At 37.0% G+C, this 22,605-nt stretch carries 22 protein-coding genes; 10 read left to right on the forward strand and 12 right to left on the reverse strand.

Annotation, left to right across the window (positions count from 1 at the left end; all coding sequences use genetic code 11):
* Nucleotides 1-552 precede the first annotated feature (552 nt).
* The 5 genes from ACFIKE_RS01635 to rpsF all read right to left on the reverse strand — a co-directional run bounded on the left by ACFIKE_RS01635 (nucleotide 553) and on the right by rpsF (nucleotide 5,052).
* The gene (locus ACFIKE_RS01635; protein WP_375619412.1) at nucleotides 553-2,043 is read right to left on the reverse strand and encodes a replicative DNA helicase; all 1,491 of its coding nucleotides are present in this window, start codon (nucleotides 2,041-2,043) and stop codon (nucleotides 553-555) included.
* Between the two features lie 595 nt (nucleotides 2,044-2,638).
* Nucleotides 2,639-3,235, reverse strand: coding sequence for a 50S ribosomal protein L9 (rplI, locus tag ACFIKE_RS01640; protein ID WP_375625876.1), 597 nt, complete (start codon nucleotides 3,233-3,235; stop codon nucleotides 2,639-2,641).
* 25 nt (nucleotides 3,236-3,260) lie between these two features.
* Nucleotides 3,261-4,241: a hypothetical protein gene (locus ACFIKE_RS01645; protein WP_375625878.1), complete on the reverse strand. Its 981-nt coding sequence runs from the start codon at nucleotides 4,239-4,241 to the stop codon at nucleotides 3,261-3,263.
* A gap of 152 nt (nucleotides 4,242-4,393) precedes the next feature.
* On the reverse strand, nucleotides 4,394-4,642 hold the full coding sequence (gene rpsR / locus ACFIKE_RS01650; protein ID WP_375625880.1) for a 30S ribosomal protein S18: 249 nt from the start codon (nucleotides 4,640-4,642) through the stop codon (nucleotides 4,394-4,396).
* Complete coding sequence (rpsF, locus tag ACFIKE_RS01655; RefSeq protein WP_375625882.1) at nucleotides 4,642-5,052, reverse strand: 30S ribosomal protein S6; 411 nt, start codon at nucleotides 5,050-5,052, stop codon at nucleotides 4,642-4,644. Before rpsF ends, rpsR begins: the two co-directional genes overlap by 1 nt.
* Before the next feature lie 329 nt (nucleotides 5,053-5,381).
* Between rpsF and ACFIKE_RS01660 the strand changes: the two genes are divergently transcribed.
* The 7 genes from ACFIKE_RS01660 to gmk all read left to right on the forward strand — a co-directional run bounded on the left by ACFIKE_RS01660 (nucleotide 5,382) and on the right by gmk (nucleotide 11,789).
* Nucleotides 5,382-5,969 carry an undecaprenyl-diphosphatase gene (locus ACFIKE_RS01660; protein ID WP_375625884.1) on the forward strand — a complete coding sequence of 196 codons (588 nt, stop codon included), beginning with the start codon at nucleotides 5,382-5,384 and terminating at the stop codon, nucleotides 5,967-5,969.
* 74 nt (nucleotides 5,970-6,043) lie between these two features.
* A complete protein-coding gene (gene fabD, locus ACFIKE_RS01665; protein WP_375648250.1) occupies nucleotides 6,044-6,988 on the forward strand; it encodes an ACP S-malonyltransferase in 945 nt (314 codons plus the stop codon).
* 18 nt (nucleotides 6,989-7,006) lie between these two features.
* Nucleotides 7,007-7,744 carry a 3-oxoacyl-[acyl-carrier-protein] reductase gene (gene fabG / locus ACFIKE_RS01670; protein WP_375625888.1) on the forward strand — a complete coding sequence of 246 codons (738 nt, stop codon included), beginning with the start codon at nucleotides 7,007-7,009 and terminating at the stop codon, nucleotides 7,742-7,744.
* Nucleotides 7,745-8,005: 261 nt separating this feature from the next.
* Nucleotides 8,006-8,242: an acyl carrier protein gene (locus ACFIKE_RS01675; protein ID WP_004860281.1), complete on the forward strand. Its 237-nt coding sequence runs from the start codon at nucleotides 8,006-8,008 to the stop codon at nucleotides 8,240-8,242.
* Between the two features lie 101 nt (nucleotides 8,243-8,343).
* The gene (fabF, locus tag ACFIKE_RS01680) at nucleotides 8,344-9,606 is read left to right on the forward strand and encodes a beta-ketoacyl-ACP synthase II (RefSeq protein ID WP_375648251.1); all 1,263 of its coding nucleotides are present in this window, start codon (nucleotides 8,344-8,346) and stop codon (nucleotides 9,604-9,606) included.
* Between the two features lie 96 nt (nucleotides 9,607-9,702).
* Nucleotides 9,703-10,812: an endolytic transglycosylase MltG gene (gene mltG / locus ACFIKE_RS01685; protein WP_375648252.1), complete on the forward strand. Its 1,110-nt coding sequence runs from the start codon at nucleotides 9,703-9,705 to the stop codon at nucleotides 10,810-10,812.
* Nucleotides 10,813-11,111: 299 nt separating this feature from the next.
* Nucleotides 11,112-11,789 carry a guanylate kinase gene (gmk, locus tag ACFIKE_RS01690; RefSeq protein WP_375648253.1) on the forward strand — a complete coding sequence of 226 codons (678 nt, stop codon included), beginning with the start codon at nucleotides 11,112-11,114 and terminating at the stop codon, nucleotides 11,787-11,789.
* A gap of 30 nt (nucleotides 11,790-11,819) precedes the next feature.
* Here the strand turns inward: gmk and rsmA are convergent, their stop codons facing one another.
* The 6 genes from rsmA to lptF all read right to left on the reverse strand — a co-directional run bounded on the left by rsmA (nucleotide 11,820) and on the right by lptF (nucleotide 19,359).
* On the reverse strand, nucleotides 11,820-12,650 hold the full coding sequence (rsmA, locus tag ACFIKE_RS01695; RefSeq protein WP_375648254.1) for a 16S rRNA (adenine(1518)-N(6)/adenine(1519)-N(6))-dimethyltransferase RsmA: 831 nt from the start codon (nucleotides 12,648-12,650) through the stop codon (nucleotides 11,820-11,822).
* On the reverse strand, nucleotides 12,641-13,654 hold the full coding sequence (pdxA, locus tag ACFIKE_RS01700) for a 4-hydroxythreonine-4-phosphate dehydrogenase PdxA (protein WP_375625893.1): 1,014 nt from the start codon (nucleotides 13,652-13,654) through the stop codon (nucleotides 12,641-12,643). The genes rsmA and pdxA overlap by 10 nt, the downstream gene beginning before the upstream one ends.
* Nucleotides 13,654-14,610: a SurA N-terminal domain-containing protein gene (locus ACFIKE_RS01705; protein ID WP_375625012.1), complete on the reverse strand. Its 957-nt coding sequence runs from the start codon at nucleotides 14,608-14,610 to the stop codon at nucleotides 13,654-13,656. The genes pdxA and ACFIKE_RS01705 overlap by 1 nt, the downstream gene beginning before the upstream one ends.
* A 109-nt stretch (nucleotides 14,611-14,719) precedes the next feature.
* Nucleotides 14,720-17,080 carry an LPS-assembly protein LptD gene (locus ACFIKE_RS01710; RefSeq protein WP_375625896.1) on the reverse strand — a complete coding sequence of 787 codons (2,361 nt, stop codon included), beginning with the start codon at nucleotides 17,078-17,080 and terminating at the stop codon, nucleotides 14,720-14,722.
* Nucleotides 17,081-18,172 carry an LPS export ABC transporter permease LptG gene (lptG, locus tag ACFIKE_RS01715; RefSeq protein WP_375625898.1) on the reverse strand — a complete coding sequence of 364 codons (1,092 nt, stop codon included), beginning with the start codon at nucleotides 18,170-18,172 and terminating at the stop codon, nucleotides 17,081-17,083.
* The gene (gene lptF, locus ACFIKE_RS01720) at nucleotides 18,169-19,359 is read right to left on the reverse strand and encodes an LPS export ABC transporter permease LptF (RefSeq protein WP_375648255.1); all 1,191 of its coding nucleotides are present in this window, start codon (nucleotides 19,357-19,359) and stop codon (nucleotides 18,169-18,171) included. The genes lptG and lptF overlap by 4 nt, the downstream gene beginning before the upstream one ends.
* A gap of 397 nt (nucleotides 19,360-19,756) precedes the next feature.
* On the opposite strand from lptF, the gene ACFIKE_RS01725 reads away from it, so the two are divergent.
* From ACFIKE_RS01725 to ACFIKE_RS01735, 3 genes are read left to right on the forward strand one after another with little or no spacing between them, the layout of a single operon-like run.
* Complete coding sequence (locus ACFIKE_RS01725) at nucleotides 19,757-20,203, forward strand: DNA polymerase III subunit chi (RefSeq protein ID WP_330167384.1); 447 nt, start codon at nucleotides 19,757-19,759, stop codon at nucleotides 20,201-20,203.
* A complete protein-coding gene (locus ACFIKE_RS01730; RefSeq protein WP_375648256.1) occupies nucleotides 20,203-20,379 on the forward strand; it encodes a hypothetical protein in 177 nt (58 codons plus the stop codon). The genes ACFIKE_RS01725 and ACFIKE_RS01730 overlap by 1 nt, the downstream gene beginning before the upstream one ends.
* Nucleotides 20,369-20,632, forward strand: coding sequence for a hypothetical protein (locus tag ACFIKE_RS01735; protein ID WP_375648257.1), 264 nt, complete (start codon nucleotides 20,369-20,371; stop codon nucleotides 20,630-20,632). Before ACFIKE_RS01730 ends, ACFIKE_RS01735 begins: the two co-directional genes overlap by 11 nt.
* Here ACFIKE_RS01735 and ACFIKE_RS01740 read toward each other — a convergent pair.
* Nucleotides 20,629-21,918: an MFS transporter gene (locus ACFIKE_RS01740; protein WP_375648258.1), complete on the reverse strand. Its 1,290-nt coding sequence runs from the start codon at nucleotides 21,916-21,918 to the stop codon at nucleotides 20,629-20,631. The genes ACFIKE_RS01735 and ACFIKE_RS01740 overlap by 4 nt on opposite strands.
* Between the last annotated feature and the right edge of the window lie 687 nt (nucleotides 21,919-22,605).

The raw sequence follows: 22,605 nt of genomic DNA on the forward strand, positions 1-22,605 counted from the left end.
ACATTTTCCTTTTGTTAGATATCAGTTTTTATACAATTTTATATCAAGAATATTTTGCATGTTATAGAATTTTCTCTGTGCTGTAATATTTAAAACACTGCTTGTTTTTTTATATTACGGTAATTAGGGTAATTTTTTTCAGATAAATTAGAAAATATTTTTGTTAAAAAATTAGAGATTTTTCTATGAAGAGGAAATCTTCTGATATTTTCATAATAGCTTGCCATACACAACAGCAGCAATTATTTTTAAATTTAATAACGAGAAAATGGGTGTCTTGCAAGAAAGAGACTTTGTAAAAGAAGGAACAATATAGCAAGGTTTAAATTAGCTATGGATTTTAATATATGTACCCCACTTACAACATTAAGAGATGTGTTATCATTTCATGCAAGAAGAATGTTATTAAATAGCAAATAACGGCGGCTAGAATCATTGAAAAATGATTCTTTGTAAGAAATTTCATTCTTGATAAGAATTACATTTTTTAATGAGAAGAATGGTTTCACAATTTTGACAGATAAATTGAATACGATTACGCGCCATGTTAATTTAACCGATTTGCTCTGGAAGATAATTGCTATCGGCCAGATCACTAAATCGTGTGAAATCAGATTGAAAGGCAAGTGGCACGATTCCTGTCGGCCCATGGCGCTGTTTTGCAATAATAACATCAGCTTTTCCAAAAGCTTTGTCCATTATTTCTTGCCATTTTGTATGTTCTAAGCTACCTAATTTTGGTTCTTCATTTTTGAGATAATATTCTTCGCGATAGACAAACAGAACGATGTCGGCATCTTGCTCAATTGAACCAGATTCACGTAAATCTGAGAGTTGGGGACGTTTATCTGTTCTATTTTCTACTTGACGTGAAAGTTGAGAGAGAGCGATAATAGGAATATTCAATTCTTTCGCCAACGCTTTTAATCCTGTGGTAATTTCTGTGATCTCTTGAACACGATTTTCTGATGAACGCTTTGAACTGCTTGTCATGAGTTGGATATAGTCAATAAACAAGATATCTAAACCATGTTGTCGCTTGAGACGCCGCGCACGAGCAGCTAATTGCGTAATTGATATTCCCCCAGTTTGATCAATATAAAGTGGTGCCTTTTGTAGTTGGTTCACCGCACGAATAATTTTTGAAAATTGTTCATCTGAGATATTACCACGCCGAATATCAGAAGAAGAGACTTCTGTTTGTTCAGAAATAATACGGGTTGCAAGCTGTTCGGATGACATCTCAAGTGAGAAGAAACCTACAATACCCCCTTCATTTTCTTGGATATTGGCATTACGATTATAAGCATTAGCAATATTAAAGGCAATATTGGTAGCCAGTGAGGTTTTTCCCATACCAGGGCGTCCTGCAAGGATAATTAAGTCAGATGCTTGTAATCCTCCCATTTTTTCATCAAGTGTTTTAATATGGGTGGCTATCCCTGATAATTGTGAAGAGCGCTTTTTCGCAGCACTTGCCATATCGATAGCTTTTTTGATAGCCTCATTAAAATTTTCAAATCCACCTCCATATTTCCCTTTTTCTGCTAGCTCAAATAACTGATTTTCAACAGTTTCAATTTGTTGGGTAGGCGTGAGCTCTACAGGAGCATCAAAGGCTGTATTGACAACTTGAGTTCCAAGGTTAATCAAAGACCGTCGGATAAAAAGATCGTAAATGACGCGTCCATAATCTTCAGCGTTAATAATAGTGACTGCCTCTGTGGCTAAGCGAACAACATACTGGTATACAGTAATATCTCCAATTTTTTCTTCCATTTGGATATAGGGCTTGATTGTAACTGGATCTACACGTTTTCCTGTTTTAATAAGGTGAGATAAAACATGATAAATTTTTTGATGCAATGGTTCAAAAAAATGTTCTGGTTTTAGAAAATCTGAAACGCGGTCAAGAGAATCATTGTTGATAAAGATGGCACCAAGCAATGCCTGTTCAGCTTCAATATTATACGGAAGCTGCCGAAAAGAAGGAGAATCTTCCTTCTTTGAAGAGCTGACATTAACAACGTTAGTTTCTTCCATAATATTTTTCCACTAAAATTCTAAGTCTAGCTACTTTAGGCGATAAATTGAAAATCGTATAATTAAAAGAATAGAGCTACAAATCTTCATTTTAAGTTAAAATTATATAATTTTTCAAAACCCTCTTTTCGTTGCTCATCTATCATTTGTGTATTATTTATATAACATTGATCTATTTTATTTTATAATACGTGATTTTAAAGTGGAAGTTTTGCTATTCTAAATTTAAGTGTTTTGAAGTTATGTGACCTTAAAATTCCAATATCTGTGTAAGTAGAATTACTTTTTTATAACTGAAATTATTTCAGATCATGTGTTGATATAATCAACTTACCGCTCATACAAACCTTACCCTTAAGGGTAGAACTTTAAATTATTTTTGCTTTAGATGCTAGACAACAAAAGAAAATTTCCTCTTAGTGATATTATCATTCTCGGCATGTAATGCCTTTAAATAATATATTCCTAATTCTTTCATAAAAATTAGGTTCTTTATGTATGATAGCCATAAAATACCCAATTTTAAAGTGTGAGTATTTTATGAGCAATATTTAAAATAGAATAAAAAATATAAAACAGAAAGCAAAAATAGCAATTAAGCTTCTTGATGAGAACTGTTTATATCGTTGTCATTAATTTCTTCTACCAATAATTCTTCCTGATTTTCTTCTAATAATTCTTCTTGAATATTATATATTTCTTTAGCAGAAGTGAGAGTTTCACCTTCTGCTTGGCGTTGTGCTTCACTGGTAGAACGCGCAACATTAATAATCACAGAAATTTGAACCTCAGGATGTAAGCTAAGAGTGATTGTGTGAAGACCGATCATTTTTATTGGATGGTTAAGTTCGACTTGATTTCTCCCAATAGAAAAGCCTTCATCTGTTATAATTTCAGCAATATCACGTGTTGATACAGAACCATAAAGTTGTCCTGTTTCACCAGCAGAACGAACAACAATGAATGATTGTCCATCAAGTTTTTCAGCAACTTTTTGCGCTTCGCTTTTGCGTTCAAGATTACGGGCTTCAAGTTGTGCACGTTGTATCTCAAAATGTTTTTTATTGGCTTCATTTGCGCGTAAAGCTTTACCTTGAGGCAAGAGAAAATTACGCGCATAACCATCTTTAACTGAGACAATATCACCCATCTGACCAAGACGAGGAATGCGCTCAAGTAAAATAATATCCATAGTTTTTCCTTTCGAACAAATAAATTTAGTGGAGTTTTTTGCGTGATTGAAAATTATATTGAATAGCAGCCCAAATTCCCATCAAAAGCATCATGAAAACAATAGGTGGAGTAAAAACGACTGTTAAAATAGCAATATAAACAAGAGAAAGTATAATAATCCGACCGTTTACCCCTTTTGTAATATTGTGAAGATATGCTAGACCACTAATTAATATGATGACAGTGTATGCAGTACTAAAGACACGGGTACTCAAGTTAAGAGAAGCGCTCAACTCAACCATCGATGCTATGCAAACAATAATGAAAATAACAATTCCAGAAATTGGAAGGCGGAGAGTTTGGCTCCAATCATCACGGGGTCTTTTCAGCCATTTCATGTGTTGTGCTGCTATCATGGAAAAGTAAAGGTTACCAATGAGAAAAACCAAACTATAAAGAGTCAAAGAAACAGCAGTAAAAGTTGCTGGATGCGTCATTAAAAGCTCACTAAAAGCGCGTATATCGGCTTCTTTTATTGACTGTGATTGTTGCAGAGTTTGTGCTATGTTTTCGGTGATTTTTTTTGCAATGACGGGTGTGGAAGGACGGGTTTGAACATAGAGCCCAATGAAAGTTGCTATAAGAGCGATAAAATTAGTTAAATGAAAAATAACCGATGATAATGGATACCATATCAGTTCGTTTTCTTTTTGCGCTGGTCGTGCAAGCCCAAGAAGCCAAGAAGCATAGACAGCAGGAAGGAAAAATAAGAACATCAAGCCAAGAGCAATATAGGTATTAGTGGTTATGATAAGAACAACAGTGGCACTTATGAGGGCGATGAGACTGGCTAATGTTCCTTGACCGAACGCAACAATAAAAATTGGCAATGAAAGAAAGCAGCCAAGAAGAAGAGAAAAAAAGGGCGCGATATTTGCAACACTGATGATTGCCATTCCTATTACAACAGCAAATAATCCTGCTAAAATACCGATTAATATCTCATAGGTACGATTTTTTTTCATTTATTGCTGTCCTGCTTTCTGCAGTTAGGGGCGCGTCAATACCCCAACTTTGACATGTAATAGCTTAACATAGGATGCAACAAGCTATTTTTTTAAAACCATATAAGAAAAGCAACTGGATAAACTCTCCAGTTGCATAGCGTATTGATCGTTTACTTTATAATGTACGGAAGTAAGCCTAAAAAGCGAGCACGTTTGATAGCATTAGCTAATTCACGCTGTTTTTTTTGACTAACAGCAGTAATCCGTGAAGGAACAATTTTCCCACGTTCGGAAATATAACGTTGTAACAACTTGATGTCTTTATAATCAATTTTGGGAGCATTAGTCCCTGAAAAAGGACATGTTTTACGACGACGATGAAAGGGGCGACGTGCAGAGTTTTGATTGGTATCAGTCATCATTCTACCCCTTCTATAGCATTTTCACGTTGACGACGCGGAAAACGAGGACGCTCTTCATCGTGTCCAATGTGATGACTATTGCGATCAAGGTGTGAGAGCATAGCAGATTTTTCTTTTTCGTGTTTTTCTACGCGAATGGTCATATAACGCAAAATATCCTCATTGATGCGCATCTGACGTTCCACTTCAGCAATTGCTGAAGCTGGTGCATCAATATTGACCAAAGTATAATAAGCTTTACGGTTTTTACGAATACGGTAAGCAAGAGGACGAAGTCCCCAATTTTCTACACGCCCAACTTTTCCACCATGTGCTTCAATGACACCTTTGTAGAGACTCAAAAGTTCATCAACTTGCTGCGGTGTAATGTCTTGTCGGGCAAGGAACATATGTTCATAAAGAGCCATTGTTTTGCCTTTCTTCAATTAAATCTCACCGGTTTTAGCGCAAAGCCTCTGCGACTTGTCTTTTTTGGAAATCCAAAGAAGAAAGGACGCGTTTACGATTCGAGACATCCGAGAGCGGAGACACGGGAGGCCGGAAACATTGTATTTCCTACTGATATTTTACAGCCCTCCGTTCAACCTCCAGCTAAAGTGCCGGCAACGAATATTTCATATCTACAGGTTATCTTTTAAAATAGCAAGTTTATGCACATAAAAAAATTGATTTGTTAAGTCTTGATATATTTCCCTCTTCTACAAAAAGATAGTACTGTAACATAAAGGAGAGAAAAATGGACTTTTTAAACCAGATTGATGTTACACTCTTTGAAATGTTTGTCGGCAATCATCAAGCTTGGTCGATTGTAGTTTTGTTTAGTATTTTTTGTGCAAAGTTTTTAATTTACATTATTCCTCTCCATCTTTGTGCGTTGTGGTTTTGTGGTGGGGAGAGGGAACGATGTGTCGTACTAAGCATTTGCATGAGTATTTGTGCGGCTCTTTTCGTAGGTTATCTCATTTCTCTTTTTTATTTTCATCCTCGCCCATTCGTGGTAGGGTTAGCGACACCGCTTATTCAACATCGTGCAACAGCTTCTTTTCCTAGTAATCATGCCTTGACCATTGCATCTTATGCAGCTAACTTTTATTTTTACCGATACAAAGTTGCTTTTAAATTTGCCACGGTGTTTTTGTGCTTGATCTGTTGGGCGCGCATCTTTGTGGGTGTACATTATCCCTTTGATATTTTAGCAGGTGCAATTTTAGGAAGTCTCATAAGTTTGGGTGTTATTCAGTTTATAGCTCCCTACTTTCCTAAGTTTTTATATCAAATTCCGCCTTTAAAATATAATTTTAAGAGTGGTATTCGTTTTAAATAAAGGACTTTATCTTGATTTGTGCGGATGAATAAGGTCAAAAGAGAATAATTTTGTACAATTTTAGGAGTTGATAAATGGGTGCAGCTTTTATTTTTCCAGGGCAGGGAAGTCAACTTGTTGGTATGGGGAAGGCGCTTACAGAGCAATTTATTGCCGCACGGATGGTTTTCGAGGAAGTTGATGATGCTTTGGGTGAGAAATTATCAAAGATCATTTTTGAAGGACCAGCAGATGTTTTAACGTTAACAGCAAATGCACAACCGGCATTAATGGCTGTATCCATGGCTGTCATTCGTGTGATGCAACAATTAGGGCTTCGTATAGAAGAAAAGGTAAAGTTTGTTGCTGGTCATTCTTTAGGCGAATATTCGGCCCTTTGTGCTGCTGGTACATTTACTCTCACAGATACGGCAAGACTTTTGCGTATTCGTGGCAATGCTATGCAGGCTGCTGTCGCAGTTGGTGAAGGTTCTATGGCAGCACTGATTGGTTTGGAAGAGCACATTGTGGAAGAAATTTGCGAAACTGTTTCTGGAGAAGGACTATGTCAAATTGCTAATGATAATGGTGGTGGGCAAATTGTTATTTCAGGTAAAGCAAAAGCAGTTGAGACAGCGGTAGAGATTGCATCAACAAAAGGTGCAAAACGTGCACTTCTTCTTCCAGTTTCTGCACCTTTTCATTCATCTTTAATGCAACCTGCTGCTGATGCCATGAAGAAAGCACTTTTGACTGTTAACGCAACAACTCCTATTGTTCCTTTGATTGCTAATGTTTCTGTTGCACCTGAGAGCAATCCAGAGCGTATTACTACTCTTCTTGTTGAACAAGTGACTGGGAGAGTGCGATGGCGTGAAACGATAGAATGGATCGCTGCTAATGGGGTTGATACGCTTTTTGAAGTTGGTTCTGGAAAAGTATTAACAGGTCTAACGCGTCGTATTAACAAAGATATAAAGGGGGTAACAATTGGAACAGTTGATGAAATAGAATCAGCGCTAGGCATGCTTGGCGTTTAATCTATAAGGAGTAAAAAAATGTTTAGATTAACAGGACGTAAAGCTCTTGTAACGGGGGCTTCGGGAGGAATTGGTGAGGCAATTGCACGCTGCTTTCATGCACAAGGAGCCATTGTTGGACTTCATGGAACACGTGAAGAAAAGCTTAGAGAAGTGGCGGCAGAATTAGGGCAGAATGTTTTTGTATTTCCCGCTAATCTTTCTGAACGCCAATCGATTAAACAATTGGCTGAAGTTGCAGAAAGAGAAATGGATGGTGTCGATATTTTGGTTAACAATGCGGGAATCACTAGGGATGGTCTTTTTGTGCGTATGCAAGATAAAGACTGGGATGATGTTTTAGAAGTTAACCTAACAGCTGCTTCTCTTTTGACGCGTGAATTAATACATTTTATGATGCGCCGCCGTTATGGAAGGATTATTAACATTACATCTGTTGTTGGTGTTGTGGGAAATCCTGGACAAACGAATTATTGTGCTGCAAAAGCAGGTTTGATAGGTTTTTCTAAAGCATTGGCACAAGAAATTGCTTCGCGAAACATCACTGTCAATTGTATTGCTCCAGGATTTATTAAATCTGCAATGACAGACAAGCTTAATGAAAAGCAAAAAGAAGCCATTATGGCGGCGATTCCAATGAAGCGTATGGGAAGTGGGCAAGAAATAGCCGCTGCTGCTGTTTATTTAGCAAGCGATGAAGCAGCCTATACGACAGGTCAAACACTTCATATCAATGGTGGAATGGCAATGATTTGAGTATTTATTTTATTCCACATTGATTTATGAGTTGTATTATTTTAGATAGTAACGATTGAAATAGAAAGATGCATCTATTTCTTTAACATGGCCGTTGATCAATTGATGTCGGAATGTCAGATTGGTTCATTTTGTAGGGGATATCCACAGGATGTTTTAAATCATTGCTAAAATCTTTTAAAGTGATGCATCTATTGCTTGATTAGATGAGCCGATATAGTTAACCAAATTATAGGAAAATATAAATTCGAGGATTTCAACATGAGTGATACAGTAGAGCGCGTTAAGAAAATTATTGTGGAACATCTTGGGGTTAATGCTGATAAAGTTGTAGAAAATGCAAGCTTTATCGATGATCTAGGGGCTGATAGCCTTGATACAGTTGAACTCGTTATGGCTTTTGAAGAAGAGTTTGGGGTAGAAATTCCAGATGAGGCTGCTGAAACGATTTTCACAGTTGGTGATGCAGTCAAGTTCATTGATAAAGCTTCTGCATGATTACTAAAGGGCAAAGGCATAAATTGCTTTTGCCTATATTCTTCGGAGCTCTTTTGAAAAGAGAGCTTTGAGAGGTGAAGTTTAGTTCAAGGTTAGAAGTTATGAGACGTGTTGTTGTTACTGGTTTAGGATTGGTATCTCCATTAGCTGGTAATATTGAATATAGTTGGAAACGACTTCTTGAAGGAAGAAGTGGTGTCCGACGTATTACTGAGTTTGATGTGTCAGATTTGCCATGCCAGATTGCTGCGCGTATCCCTTTAGGGGATGGAACAGAGGGGACCTATAATGCTGATTTGTATATGGAACCTAAAGAGCAACGTAAAGTTGATGCATTTATTGTTTATGCAATGGCTGCTGCTAACCAAGCGCTTGCAGATGCAGAATGGTTTCCTAAGAATGATGAAGATCAGATTTGTACAGGTGTGTTAATTGGTTCAGGAATTGGGGGTATTGAGGGCATTGTTGAATCTGGTTATACGCTTCGTGATAAGGGACCTCGTCGTGTTTCTCCTTTTTTTATTCCAGGTCGTTTGATTAATCTTGCTTCTGGTTATGTGTCTATTCAATATGGTTTACGGGGGCCTAATCATTCTGTTGTAACGGCTTGTTCGACAGGGGCGCATGCGATTGGTGATGCAGCACGTTTGATTATGTTTGGTGATGCAGATGTCATGGTGGCAGGGGGGACCGAGTCTCCGATAAATCGGATATCTCTTGCAGGTTTTGCAGCTTGTAGAGCTCTTTCTACTTGTCGCAATGATGATCCTGAACGGGCATCTCGTCCTTATGATGCTGATCGTGATGGTTTTGTGATGGGGGAAGGAGCAGCAATTGTTGTTTTAGAAGAGCTGGAACACGCCAAAAAACGAGGAGCGCGTATTTATGCTGAGGTTATTGGCTATGGTTTATCTGGTGATGCTTACCACATTACAGCGCCTTCAGAAAGTGGTGAAGGGGCTCAGCGTAGTATGATGGCTGCTCTTAAGCGTGCACAAGTGAATGTGAGTGAACTTGATTATATTAATGCTCACGGTACATCAACGATGGCTGATTCCATAGAGCTAGCAGCTGTTGAGCGTGTTTTAGGGAATTATGCATCACAAGTATCCATGTCATCAACGAAATCATCTATCGGGCATTTACTTGGTGCCGCCGGTGCCGCTGAGGCTATTTTTTCTGTTCTAGCTATACGGGATAATATAGCTCCAGCGACACTTAATCTTGACAATCCATCGATTGAAACGAAAATCGATCTTGTACCACACAAACCGCGTGAACGAAAGATTGATACGATTCTTTCTAATTCCTTCGGATTTGGTGGGACAAATGCATCGTTGGTGATGCGACGTTTTAGGGGATAATAAGTATTTTTATTTAATTTCTGCTTTTGAGTTTTCTACTTTGTTATAAGATGAATGAGAAATTATAATATTGTCCTTAATCGCTATTGAGGGGTTATGTCCGATGTGAAAAAAGGAAAATCATTAAAGGACGTAAGTGATTCCTCTTCGAATCATTTAGCAGATAGTTATGACATGTTAGTACATAAAAAACGAAAGAAATCATCGATCGTCCGTAATCCGTTGGTTATTCTCGGTCATTTTTTTCTTATGCTGATTGTGGTTATTCTTTTCGCCATAAGTATTCCTCTTTATATTGGAAAAAGTATTTTTGAAGAAAAGGGGAAAATTGAGGAAGAACAAATTGTTCTTATCCATCCTGGCACAGGAATTCGTGAAATTGCTTCATTGCTAGAAAAACGTGGTTTCATTCGATCATCAGATATTTTTGTTTATGGGGTTGGTTATCACCAAAAAACAACGCATCTGAAGGCTGGTGAATATTTAATTCCAGCACATGCTTCGATGCAGGATATTATGGATATTCTTGTGAAAGGAAAATCTATTGAGTATACATTTACAGTACCTGAAGGTTTAACGGTTCAGCAAGTTTTCGATCGATTAGCTGCGAATGAAATTTTGATTGGAGATCTTCCAAAAATTTTGCCTCCAGAGGGCTGTTTAATGACGGATACTGTTCGTTTTATTCGGGGGACAACGCGTAAAGAGATTGTAAACAGATTGCGTGAAGGACAGACAAAATTAATTCATGCTATATGGGCTACGCGTTCGCCTGATTTACCCATTAAATCGATTGATGAATTTGTTATATTAGCCTCAATTGTTGAGAAAGAAACGGGAATTGCAGCAGAAAGACCAATGGTTGCTGCGGTATTTTATAACCGCCTTACAAAGCATATGCGTCTTCAATCGGATCCAACAGTTATTTATGGTCTCTTTGGAGGAAAAGGAAAGCCATCAGGTCGTGCAATTTATCGTTCAGATCTTGAGAAGGAAACACCATATAATACTTATAAAATTAATGGTTTGCCTCCAACAGCTATTGCAAATCCAGGTCGAGATTCTTTGAAAGCGGTGGCACATCCACCAAGCAGTGATGCACTTTATTTTGTTGCTGATGGTTCAGGAGGGCATGTTTTTTCTCGAACTTTAGAAGAACATAATGTGAATGTTCGCAAGTGGCGAGAATTAAAGGCAAGACATTGAATTTATAACGATAACACATCTTTTTGCATCGTAAATGAGAATGCAAAATATAGTAAAATTTTTCTCTTTAAACTTTTTATGAGAATGATAAAAAATCATTTTTTTGTCTGTCACAAGTAGGATTAGCGTATGGATAAAAATATTTAAGAAAGCTGTGAATACACTGCTAATAACGTATCTCAAAAAAGAGCAGAATAACATTGAAAACTGCTAAGAAAACACATTGATTAGGGGAAAGGTTGAGATAATGTATAATTCAAATTTTGGAGAAACATTTATGAACAAAGTAGAGTGATGTAATGACAGTCTTCGAAAGTAAATTGAGTGCTATAAAAATAAATCAACGCCGCGGTTTTTTATTTATTCTCTCTTCACCTTCAGGTGCTGGTAAATCAACAATTTCTCGATTACTTCTAAAAGATGGACAATTAGAGCTTTCCGTAAGTGTGACCACAAGGAAAAGGCGTCCTAGTGAAGTAGATGGACTGCATTATCACTTTATTTCAAAGGAAGAGTTTGAATATAAGCGTGATAGAGATGAATTTATTGAATGGGCAGAAGTTCACGGAAATTATTATGGCACTTTACGTGAAACTGTTGAAAACGCATTGAGTATTGGCCATGATATGTTATTTGATATTGATTATCAAGGTACCGAGCAGCTGCAAAAAAAGATGCTGGGAGACACTGTATCTGTTTTTATCCTTCCACCATCAATGAAAGAGCTTGTTTCGCGGTTACATCGTCGAGCAGAAGATAGTCAAGATATCATCAATTTACGATTGGAAAATGCACGAACGGAGTTAAAGCATTGGCGTTCTTATGATTATGTTGTGATTAACGAAGATTTAGATCAGTCTTTATCTTTTATTAAATCAATTTATTTAGCTGAAACCGCAAAACGCGAGCGCTGTTCTTATCTTGACTCTTTTGTTGATGGGCTTATTGCTGAAAAGATCGATAAATGTCTTGATTAAAAAAGATTGTATAACAAAAAGTGCAATTTTTTAGAGAACTAGATGCGCTAAAGTTACAAATTCGGAAACCGAGAGCGTTTCAGCACGGCGCGTTCCATCAATTCCAGCTTTTTCTAACAGCACTTCACCTCCAAGTATTTTGAGATTTTGACGAAGCATTTTTCGCCTTTGTCCAAAGGCGGTTTTTGTGACGAGGCTTAGTTTTTGTGCAGAGCAGGCAAGAGGTTGTGTTTGCGGAATAATATGAACAACGGAAGAAGTTACTTTAGGTATTGGTATGAAGGCTTGAGGGGGCACATCAAAAGCAATTTTAGCAGTGGTACGCCAGCCAGTTAAGACACTAAGACGTCCATAATGAGTAGATTGAGGTTTAGCTGTAATCCGTTTGGCAACTTCACGTTGAAACATCAATGTCATTGATTCATAAAAAGGAGGCCATGGTTCAGTCAAAAGCCAATTTAATAAGAGTTGTGTTCCAATATTATAGGGAAGATTTGCAATAATGCGAGGTTTTTCTGGGCTTGTTTCAAAGAGTTTTGAGAAGTCTTGCTTCAGTGCATCATTACAAATAATTTTTAATTTTTTAGGATAGTGTTTTTCTATTTCTAAGAGAGCTGGTATGCAGCGTTCATCGCGTTCTATTGCTGTTACAATGGCGCCCTTTGCTAGCAAGGCTCGTGTGAGACCTCCAGGACCAGGACCAATTTCAAGAACAGGTTTTCCTTCTATATTACCTGCGTGATGAGCAATTTTAGATGTTAAATTAAGATCAAAAAGAAAATTTTGCCCCAAAGATTTATGCGCTTGTAATCCATATATATCAATGACCTCACGTAGAGGAGGGAGATTATCTATTGGCATGGTATTAAACTATTTTCGGCAAGTTGATTTGCAAGTTTAAGAGCAGCAATAAAGCTTTCGGGAGAGGCTATCCCTTTATCAGCAATGTCAAAAGCAGTTCCGTGATCTGGGGACGTGCGAATAAAAGGGAGACCTAACGTGACATTAACAGTGCTATCAAAGTCTAATGTTTTAACAGGGATAAGGGCTTGATCATGATACATACAAATGGCAACGTCATATGCCTTTCTTGCGCATTCATGGAACATTGTGTCGGCAGGCAGCGGGCCTGCAATATTGAGTCCTTTTTTTTTAAGATATTCAATAGCAGGAGTGATAACTTCAATATCTTCTTTTCCCATTGCACCTTCTTCTCCAGCATGAGGATTAAGACCAGCAACAGCTAGTCGGGGTGACGTTATTTTAAACCGTGTTTTTAAGTCACATTCAGTAATAAGTACCGTTTGAATAATTAAATCACGGGTAAGCTGTGAAGGAACATTTTTAAATGGAATATGAACAGTTATTGGTACTGTTTTTAATCGAGGTCCTGCTAACATCATAACTGGATGATAACATTTATGAAAAGCTTTATGGGCTAAATCGGCTAAAAATTCTGTATGACCTGGAAATTGAAAACCGGCATCATAAAGATTCTTTTTTGCAATAGGACAAGTGATAAGTGCACATGCATGGCCATTTTGAATCAATTGAACACAGCGTTCAATTGCTTCAATGATTCCAGCGGCATTATTCGATGAAGGTATACCTAATTGATCACTTTGTTTGTTTTTTAATGGTATGATAGGAAGAGCGTTTTGAAAATTTTTTGCGGAATTATTGATTAAAACAGATTGCACCTCAACATCAATCTGTAAAAAACGAGCGCGCGAACGAATAACATCTGGATCAGCAAGAAGCACAAAAGGTGGAATTTGGCGCGTAACACGCAAATTCCACGCTTTTAGGACTATTTCAGGACCAATTCCGGCAGGATCACCACCGCTAACAATAAGAGCAGCCATTATGAATTTTGAATGCGCGCCACTCGCCGCAGTTCTCCTAAATATTTGTCGCTTAATTCTTCAAGTTTTTGCGGGCTTCTTTTTTTACTATCTTGAAGAGAAAATATTAGTCGAGCGACATAATCATCAGAAACTCTTTTTATTTTGCAGACAGCAATTGCTTCTATTCCATCAGATGTTTCTTGTAATTTTGTCATTTTTCCAGCAGGCGTTGCAAGAATAGCTTGTTCCCATGCATTGGGAAGTTGGGGTTCCAGAAACTTTCCTAAGTGGCGGATAGTAACGTCTAAAATACCTCTTGCTTGATTGTGAGCATTGGCACATCCACGGAAATGTGCGCGAAAATTGCTTGCTTCTCTTTGACGTCTTTCAAAAATTTCTGAACGACGATGTGCAGGAATAACAAAAACAATTCGCTGTAATGTATATTCATTGGTTGAAGGTTTTACACCACCATTTTTTAATATCCTGCGTACAGCTTCTTGTTCGCTAATCATACCTGTTTCAGCTTGATAGCGTGCACTAACAAGACGCCCCCATCCTATTTGTCCACGGATGTAATCTTTAAAGTGTTGCACAGTGATCTCAGTTTGGATCAGAATCTGGTTGAGCTGATCAATCGTCATATTATTTTGTGTCGCAAAATTCTCAAAAGCTTTATCAACTTCATCATTGCTTACTTCAATATTACGACGTTTTATTTCAATATTTTTTAGCTTTTCATCGATAAGCTCTTTTTTAGCCTGTGCCACCAAATTGCCTTGCTTTTGTTGTAATCTGAGAAAAGCAAGGCGCCTTTGTATATCATAATTTGTGATGGGGTTGCCATTAACTGTAACAACAATAGAAGTCTGCGCAAAGACTGTCGGAATCAAAAATTCATTTATTAGAAGGCTACTTACGCTCAAAGACGCAATATAAAATAAAGCAAGAACACGCTTTTTCAATTTATTCATGTGAATAGGCTTTCGCATTGTTTATTAATTCTCATCAACAACTTAAAATATACTCTTTCTTTCATAAAAACAATGATAAGTTAAATGACTGATACATTCTCTTTATAAATTAATCTATCTTTTTTCCGATATCTGCAATCGTACGCAATGAAAGAGAGAAATTAAAGTTTTGCAAGGGTGTTTTCCTGCCTGGATTCGTTACCTGTTGATAACCGAATGTTAACCCGAAACATTCATCTGTATAATTCAAGCTAATTCCTCGCTTTACAAACGTACCAGATACTAAATCATAACCGGCGTTGCTATTAATAGACCAATAATCTGCCAGTTTAAGTCCTGTTTGAAAAGAAATTTCTTGGCGCTCTTGAGGATATTCATAATCTGGTTGCTTTGCGATATAGGCATATTGTAGAGCCGCCCAAAAATTTTGCCATTTTTGTGATGCTTCGATTTCACTACGGCGGATTTTTCCTGTTTTTTTGTCAAAGCGTCCACGCGTTTCTAAGGAAAAACCACTTTTATGGGTCGCACCAAACATTGCAACATAGTCTGAACGTTTTGCCTCTAAGCTAGAATGAATACCGACATTGACAAAGTCCTTTTCTGCAAAAGAATTCTTTCCTGCTAGATGAAAGGATTGTCCAACAAGAGCATAAAGAGACCAATTGTCATTAAAGCTTCCAGAATATCTTAGACCTATATTGGCTCGTGTGCCACCTTCTACACGATCATAACCAGAAAATTTGTCTCGTTTAAAGAGAGTGGTTGCATCAAAGACAAAGCTTTGAGCATCTTCATTAGGAATTTGTCCAATATATTGTTCATTATTGCGTATAAAAATTTGTGCGGTTGGTTCTATAATATGTGTAGAATGATCAGCTGTAATGAGGAAGGGATAGCGTAGTTCCAAGCCTGCTGTTGCCATGCCACGAATTGTTGAACCATGAATTGCGGATAAGGCATTGTTTTCTGTAGAATCTGTATAATTTTCGCTTGCATTGGTTGTAATAATATCAGCTCGTAGAGAGAGAAGAGGGGTTAATATGAGGCCATTGTGCGTGTTGAAGCGCTTTTTCCACTGAAGCTCGTTTGTTAAACGCAAACTATTTCCAGCCATACCAGAAAGTCTTACTATGTTGAGAGGGTTTCCCTTCTGGTCGTGTGAACTGAAGTCAGCATGACGACGATAAATTGATTGTATATTACTATGGAAGGTAAGCTCCCCATTATAAATGGGTTCATCTGGTGTGAAAAAATAATCGATGCGCGGTAGGACCCAAGCTTGCCGAGAGTGACGTTCATAATGAGGATCATTCAATAATGAATCTTGAACTTTAAAATGATAAAAATGCATATCAAAATAATTTTTTCCTGCAAGACCATTCAGATAGATCTGAGAAAGTTGTGTAGGATTGCTATAGTTTTCAAGTTTATAGGCACGACTAAAATGCCGATCTGATTGTGCAAGAATATCCCATCCATAAGTCCAGTGTGAATTAATACGAAAGTCCCCTTTTGTTGCCAGCATATAACGGTTTTTATGCTGTGCATCAATCGTATCATTATCAAATCTATGCTGTTTCATTTGGTATATATGAGCAAAGCGAATATTATAACTGCCCATTTTTAAACGTTGACGCCATTCCCCTTCGGTTAAAAGCCCTTGTTGGGTATAAACGGTAGAAGAAAGGGTAAAATCATAGTGAGGGGCGAGATTCCAAAAATAAGAATTCTTTATCCCCATACCGAGATAATCAGTATAAAAAAAATGAGGAGTAAGCAGACCGCTAGCACGCCTGACAGTTGGATCATAGATCTCAAAATTTGGAAATTTTATAATCGGGACACCAAAAACTTCAAAACTGCTGTTTTCAAACCGAATTTTTTTGATACTATTATTCCATATGATCTTTCTTGCTTTAATTTTCCATAGGACGTCTCTATCTGGTTTATAAGAGCAAGGTTCACAGGCTGTATAGGTTGCATTTTCAAAGACTGTTATGTGATTGTTTTTGCGTGTAGCATTTTGGGCTGAAAAGTGAACATTGTTGGCTGTATCAATACGTAAGGCGTTTACAAAACCCTCGCCAAGATCTTTGGTCATATCAATTTGGTTGGAATAAATTTTATTACCATCCTTTTGAGTAATTTCAACGTTCCCTTGTGCTATAAGCCGTCCTGTTTTTTGATTGTAAATAATTTTTTGAGCGACAACTTTATTGCCATCATATTCGATTTGGACATTACCTTGTGCAGAAACAGTGTTTTCATCACGATTGTAGATGAGTTCATCCGCAGAGAGCAAAAGAGGACGTTCCGGATTTTGAATGCGACTTTGAGAAGGAGACATAAGGCTTTGAGCGTGCGCACAATAAGACAAAGCGCCTCCTAAAATAACCCCCATAACACTTTTAAAAGCGAGAGCACTTAATTTTGTTAAAATAATTTTTTTAAGCGTTAATGCTTTCACTTAGCCATCCTCTTTATGAAGTAAAAAAGAGATTCCTAAGAATAACGCGATAACAACGGGTGTCCAAGCTGCAATAATTGGTGGAATATATCCAGCATTACCAAATGCTTGAACGAGTACGGAAATAACATAAAGCATAAACCCAGCTATTACGCCACCAAGAATCAACTTTCTAGATTGCCCAAAACGTGTAAAATTTAAAGATACAGTTGCTGCAATGAGGGTCATTGCCACAAGCAATGCCGGTAATGCAATCAAAGATTGGAAATACATATCAAAATTATTAGCAGAATAGCCAAATGAACGTGCAATCATAATTTTTTTTGGCAGTTGATAAAATGGAATAGTCGCGGGATTCACTAAACGTTCCGTTAAAAATTCAGGTTTTAGATTAGTTTTTATTTGCAACACGGCAAATTTTTCAGGAGGATGCCCTATTTTATAGATTGTTCCATTTGTTAATAGCCAAGATCCATTAGTCAAGGTTGCTTTTGGGGTATTAATCCAATTTTTGACGGTTGCGTTGTCCTTGTATTGTACAAAGGTTGCATCGAGAAGAGAAAGTCCTTGGTCAGTGATAAATTTAGCACCAATGGTTGTTCTGCCTAAATTTGTACGTTGTGTTAACCAGTGGATATCTGTATTATGAAGAGGTGTTAGTACATTGTTATTGCGCCATTCAGTCATCTTTTTTTCTGCTTGAGAAAATCCCCATGCAGCAAGTGGATTAATGAGAAGAATTGAAAATAATCCCAAAAGAAAAGCTCCCAAACAGGCTGGCATAAGAAATTGCCATGCCGAAACACCGATTGAACGAGTCACCACAAGTTCAAGTTTTTTGTTGAGCGAGATAAGTGTTGCCATTGCAGAAAAGAGTGCAATGAAAGGGATGAGTTGTTGCATGATAAAAGGGATGCGTAAAACAGAGAGGAAAAATGCATCTTTTGCTGTATGATGCGGAATGGAGGATAGCCTGCCGGAGTTCTCTGTGAAATCGATTAAAAGAGCAAGAACAAAAATGCTTCCCCAGAAATAACAAGTTATTTTAAGATAACGTATAAAAAAGTATCGTCCAAGTGTCCACCCAATCATGATATTTCATCCGAGGAATCTTGAGATTTTCGATGTTCAAATTTGTTCATTACTTTTTGAAAAGCGATTTGAATAATCTCATTAACTTTTGTAGGGAGCCCAATTTTATGATTCGTTAAAAGCATAAAAAAGACAAATGCGCTTGTCCCTATGGGCATAATATAAAGGAGAGGAACGTATGCAAGATCGTTCTTTGCTTTTTCTGCGAAAAAATATCCTATCCAATACACCAGAAAAGAAAGGGCAATTGCCGAGAGATTTGCGGAATGACGAGCTTGTCGATGGGAGCATACATCCCCTGCCGCTGCTAATGCAATAAGTGAAAAAACAATAGGGTAGAGCCATTGTGTTAATCTGCGGTGAAATTCAGCTTTATATTGGAGTGGTTTTCGTTGATAGTAGGGATCTTTTGGATCAGGGTTTTGTAAATAAGAAAGAGACCGATCTTTTGGATAAAGAGTAGGTGCTTTATCACTGGGGATAAACTCCCCTAGGCTAAAAGTGTATGAGCTAAATTGAACGATTGAAACACTGTTATTTTGATGGTTGACTCTTTCTATTTCACCGTTATTGAGAACCAGAAAACTGCCGTTTTTATTGCTCACAATCGATGCGTCTGTTGCATAATAAAAAAGATCAGTCTTAGGATCACGCTGGTCGGCAATGAAAAGGCGTTCAAGTGTTCCATTTGGATTTCGTTCGCCAATTTCTATGTAAAGGTTATTGGCGAGTTTTTGAAAGCTTCCTTCACTAATGAATAGATTAATAAGATCAAAATGAGCGCTTGCTAGCATTTGTCGCATATGAAGACGCGCTTGAGGAACAACAAAATTAGCTATAGAAAAGGAGATACAGGATGTAACAATAGCAAGAAGAAGGATAGGTTTCCAAACAGTACTTTTAGGAAAACCAGAGGCATTTATGACAGCAAGTTCTGAGTCTTGATGCATTGCTGAGAGGATGGTTGTAACTGCGATCACTAATGCAAATGGAATGACAAGAAAAATAACAGAAGGAACCAATGAGAGTGAAAATTGTAAGACTGTGAGGAGTGTTTGTTTGCTTGTTGTGAGAAAGTTTATCCGTGCGAGAATTTGTACTGTCCAACTAACGCCCACTGCTGCAATCATGACAGAACTAAACAAAACAAGGACACGTTTCAGGATGTAGAACTCAATAATACGCATAAATTGGGGAAAATCCTCAGCCTTTAATTCGATAGCAAATATTTTTACTGCTTTCGGTTAAAATGTAATAAAGTTTGAAAAAATATCCTTCCATGAATTGGATATTTTAACTAAATAAATAATATAAAATTGCCTATGAGTTCCTCTTTAAATTTTCCGTACATTATATTTTATTTTCAACTATAGTCTACAAAGAATCTAGAAAATAACTTAAAAAACTTTTTTATTAACGTTGAAAATAAAAATTTTTGTCTTTTAAAGACATGTGCAAAAAGATAATGATCTCAATCAAAAAAGAGGGTTTATATCTTGAACCGTTTCCTTTTATATTGGGGGTATGGAAGTTTCTCTAAAAAAGATGTTAGCTTTTTATAAAGAGTGATGAGGGCTTAAGAGGTTGGATATTTTATTCTATCATTTGACGCAGTCAACGCTGAAAGATATTTTGCCAACGCTTGTAGAGCGTGCATTGGCTCGTTTTGGTAAGGTAACAATACAATGTGTAAGTGAAGAACAACGCGATTCTATGGATATGCATTTATGGGTTTATGCGGATGAATCATTTATTGGACATGGAACTGAGTGTGATCAATATTCAAACTTTCAGCCTGTATTTCTGACGACAGGACAAGAAAATCCGAATGATTCAAAGATTCGTTTTCTCATAGAGGGAGCCGTATGTTCGAATATTGATACTTATCAACGGCTTGTTGTGATATTTGATGGTAGAAATGATGAGCAGTTGAGTCTTGTTCGTGCACAGTGGAAAAAATATAAAATGGAAAATCATAATTTAACGTATTGGCAACAGACTGAAGATCGTTGTTGGGAAAAACAGGTTTAATGCGTCTCATCTCTGTTGTTCTGATTTTTATAGGATTGGTAGGAATAGTAAATCCAGCGCTTTTTATTGCGAAAGGATCAGGGGGAGGGCGTTGGGTTTTTATTGTGATTTTTCTTTTAGGCATATTAAAGATATGGCCTACAATTAAAAAAATGAAACGGCATCATGATAATTGATCGAATTTTGCTTGTTTTATGGGCTGTGATATTGGCTTTTTTTTGCGTTTCGTGGTTGGGAACAACACATATCCTATCAGGAATGTTTGCTGTTGCTTATATAAGCAATATTGCAGATTTTTTATTTTTCTTTTTAAGCGCTTTGTTCGCGGGAATATTGTGGTGGAAAATACCGCAACCCATGTCTTTAAAAATGAAACTGGCAGCATTTTTGCTGCCAGTACTTATTTTATTCTTCTTTATTATATTTTAGTTGGATATTTCATCATCTGTAAATCCGACGAAGCAAATCAGTGAAATAAAAGAAGCAAGAAGCAAATAATAGCCGATATAAGATGTATCAAAATGCTGTACCAGATATTCTGCAATATAAGGCGCAAGAGAGGCTCCCACGATACCCGATAAGTTGAAAGTAATAGAAGAACCAGTATATCGAATTGCTGTTGGGTATGGTGAAGCCAAAACAGCACCAAGAGGACTGTATATCATCCCCATGATAGACAAACCAATAACAGACATTGCAAGGACTCCTATAACTCCAGAATTTAAGAAATAAGGAATTGCAAAAGAATAGATACCGGTGATGATTGTAACCCAAATCATCAAAGTTCTACGTCTAATACGATCAGCGAGTCTTCCAGTGATGACAGTAAAAATTCCACAGAAAATAGCACCAACAATTTCGACTTGAAGAGCTTGATAAAATGGCAATTGCAGATGGTTTGTTGAGTAGCTTAACAAATAAGCAGTGACCAAGTAAAACAAAACAAATGTTGCCATACCAGAAAATATTCCAAGAAATAAGATTCGTGGACATTTTAAAAAGACATCGATGATAGGAACTTTGACTCGTTCCTTACTTTCAAGAGTTTTTTTGAATTGAACAGTTTCATTGATTGAAAGACGGACCCACAATCCTATAATCATAAAAACAACTGAAGCAATAAAAGGAATGCGCCATCCCCAAGCTAAAAGTCCTTCATGATCAAGGAAATGCAACAGACCTAAATAAACGGCAATAGATAAAAATAAACCGATTGGAACACCCAATTGGGGGAACATCGCGTACCAGCCGCGCTTTTCTGGAGGGGCATTTTCTGTTGCGAGCAAAACAGCTCCTCCCCATTCTCCTCCTAATCCCATTCCCTGTCCAATACGGCACAAGGTCAAGAGGAAAGGGGCAAACCATCCAGCAGTTTCATAAGTAGGAAGAAAACCAATAATGACTGTTGAAAGACCCATCGTGAGAAGAGAAGCAATAAGTGTTGCTTTTCTTCCAACTTTATCTCCAAAATGTCCAAAAACAATTGATCCAAAGGGGCGGGCAAAAAAGGCTGCTCCAAAGATCAGGAAAGATTGTAAAATGGCAATCTGATCATTTTGTGTTGGAAAAAACACATGAGGAAATATGAGAGCTGCGGCAGTGGCAAAGACGTAGAAATCAAAGAATTCAATTGTTGGGCCAATAAGGCTTGCAAACAAAATGCGACGAGGGGAATTTCTGTTGCTTTTACCTTGCATTTCTAAGTTTATAGACATGAATAGAATGTCCCTTTCAGTATATGACAAATCAAATGATGAGTTAACTGACTATAATTATAAAAATTTCAAATCACTGTCGAGTCGATATTATGATGTTTCTTATATATTAGAACAATGGTTATGGCTTGATGAGCATGAATAAGTGTTCTTTAGATTATCCAAGTTAAATAGAATAAAGACACTGTTTTAAATGCTGTAGAGGATGAAATATGTGGATATAAAGGCTGCTCTCATTAATATTACTGTTTCCTTTAATGTTTAATGCCATTTTTATCTATTGAGGGATCAATCTTATTTATAGATCAGCCTTTGGTATCTCAAAAATATTTTTCATAGATGTAATTATAACACTTTTTAAGCGTATCTGAAAGAAATTAAATCTTTTAGTTGTGCATGTATTTTAAAACACAGGATGTATATTTGATCTGTCAGAGTTTAGTCCATCGAATGCTTTATCATCTTAAAAAAACATGAGGTTGAGCAATTGCATTGAGTTGTTTTGGTCTATGCACTTTTTTCTAAATAGGGAAACTTAAATTTGAAATTATGGAGTGTGAATAATGCAACGCAAATTTAAATTAAGTTTTTATGCATTAATGACCAGCGGTTTTTTTGTCAAGATTGCGAGTGCAGATGGAGTAGCGACACCAAAAGAAAAGTTATTAACACCAGTAAGTATCAGTG

Origin of the sequence: Bartonella sp. MU70NMGDW (assembly GCF_042194085.1) — a bacterium.
In the GTDB taxonomy this organism is placed as follows: Bacteria; Pseudomonadota; Alphaproteobacteria; order Rhizobiales; family Rhizobiaceae; genus Bartonella; species Bartonella grahamii.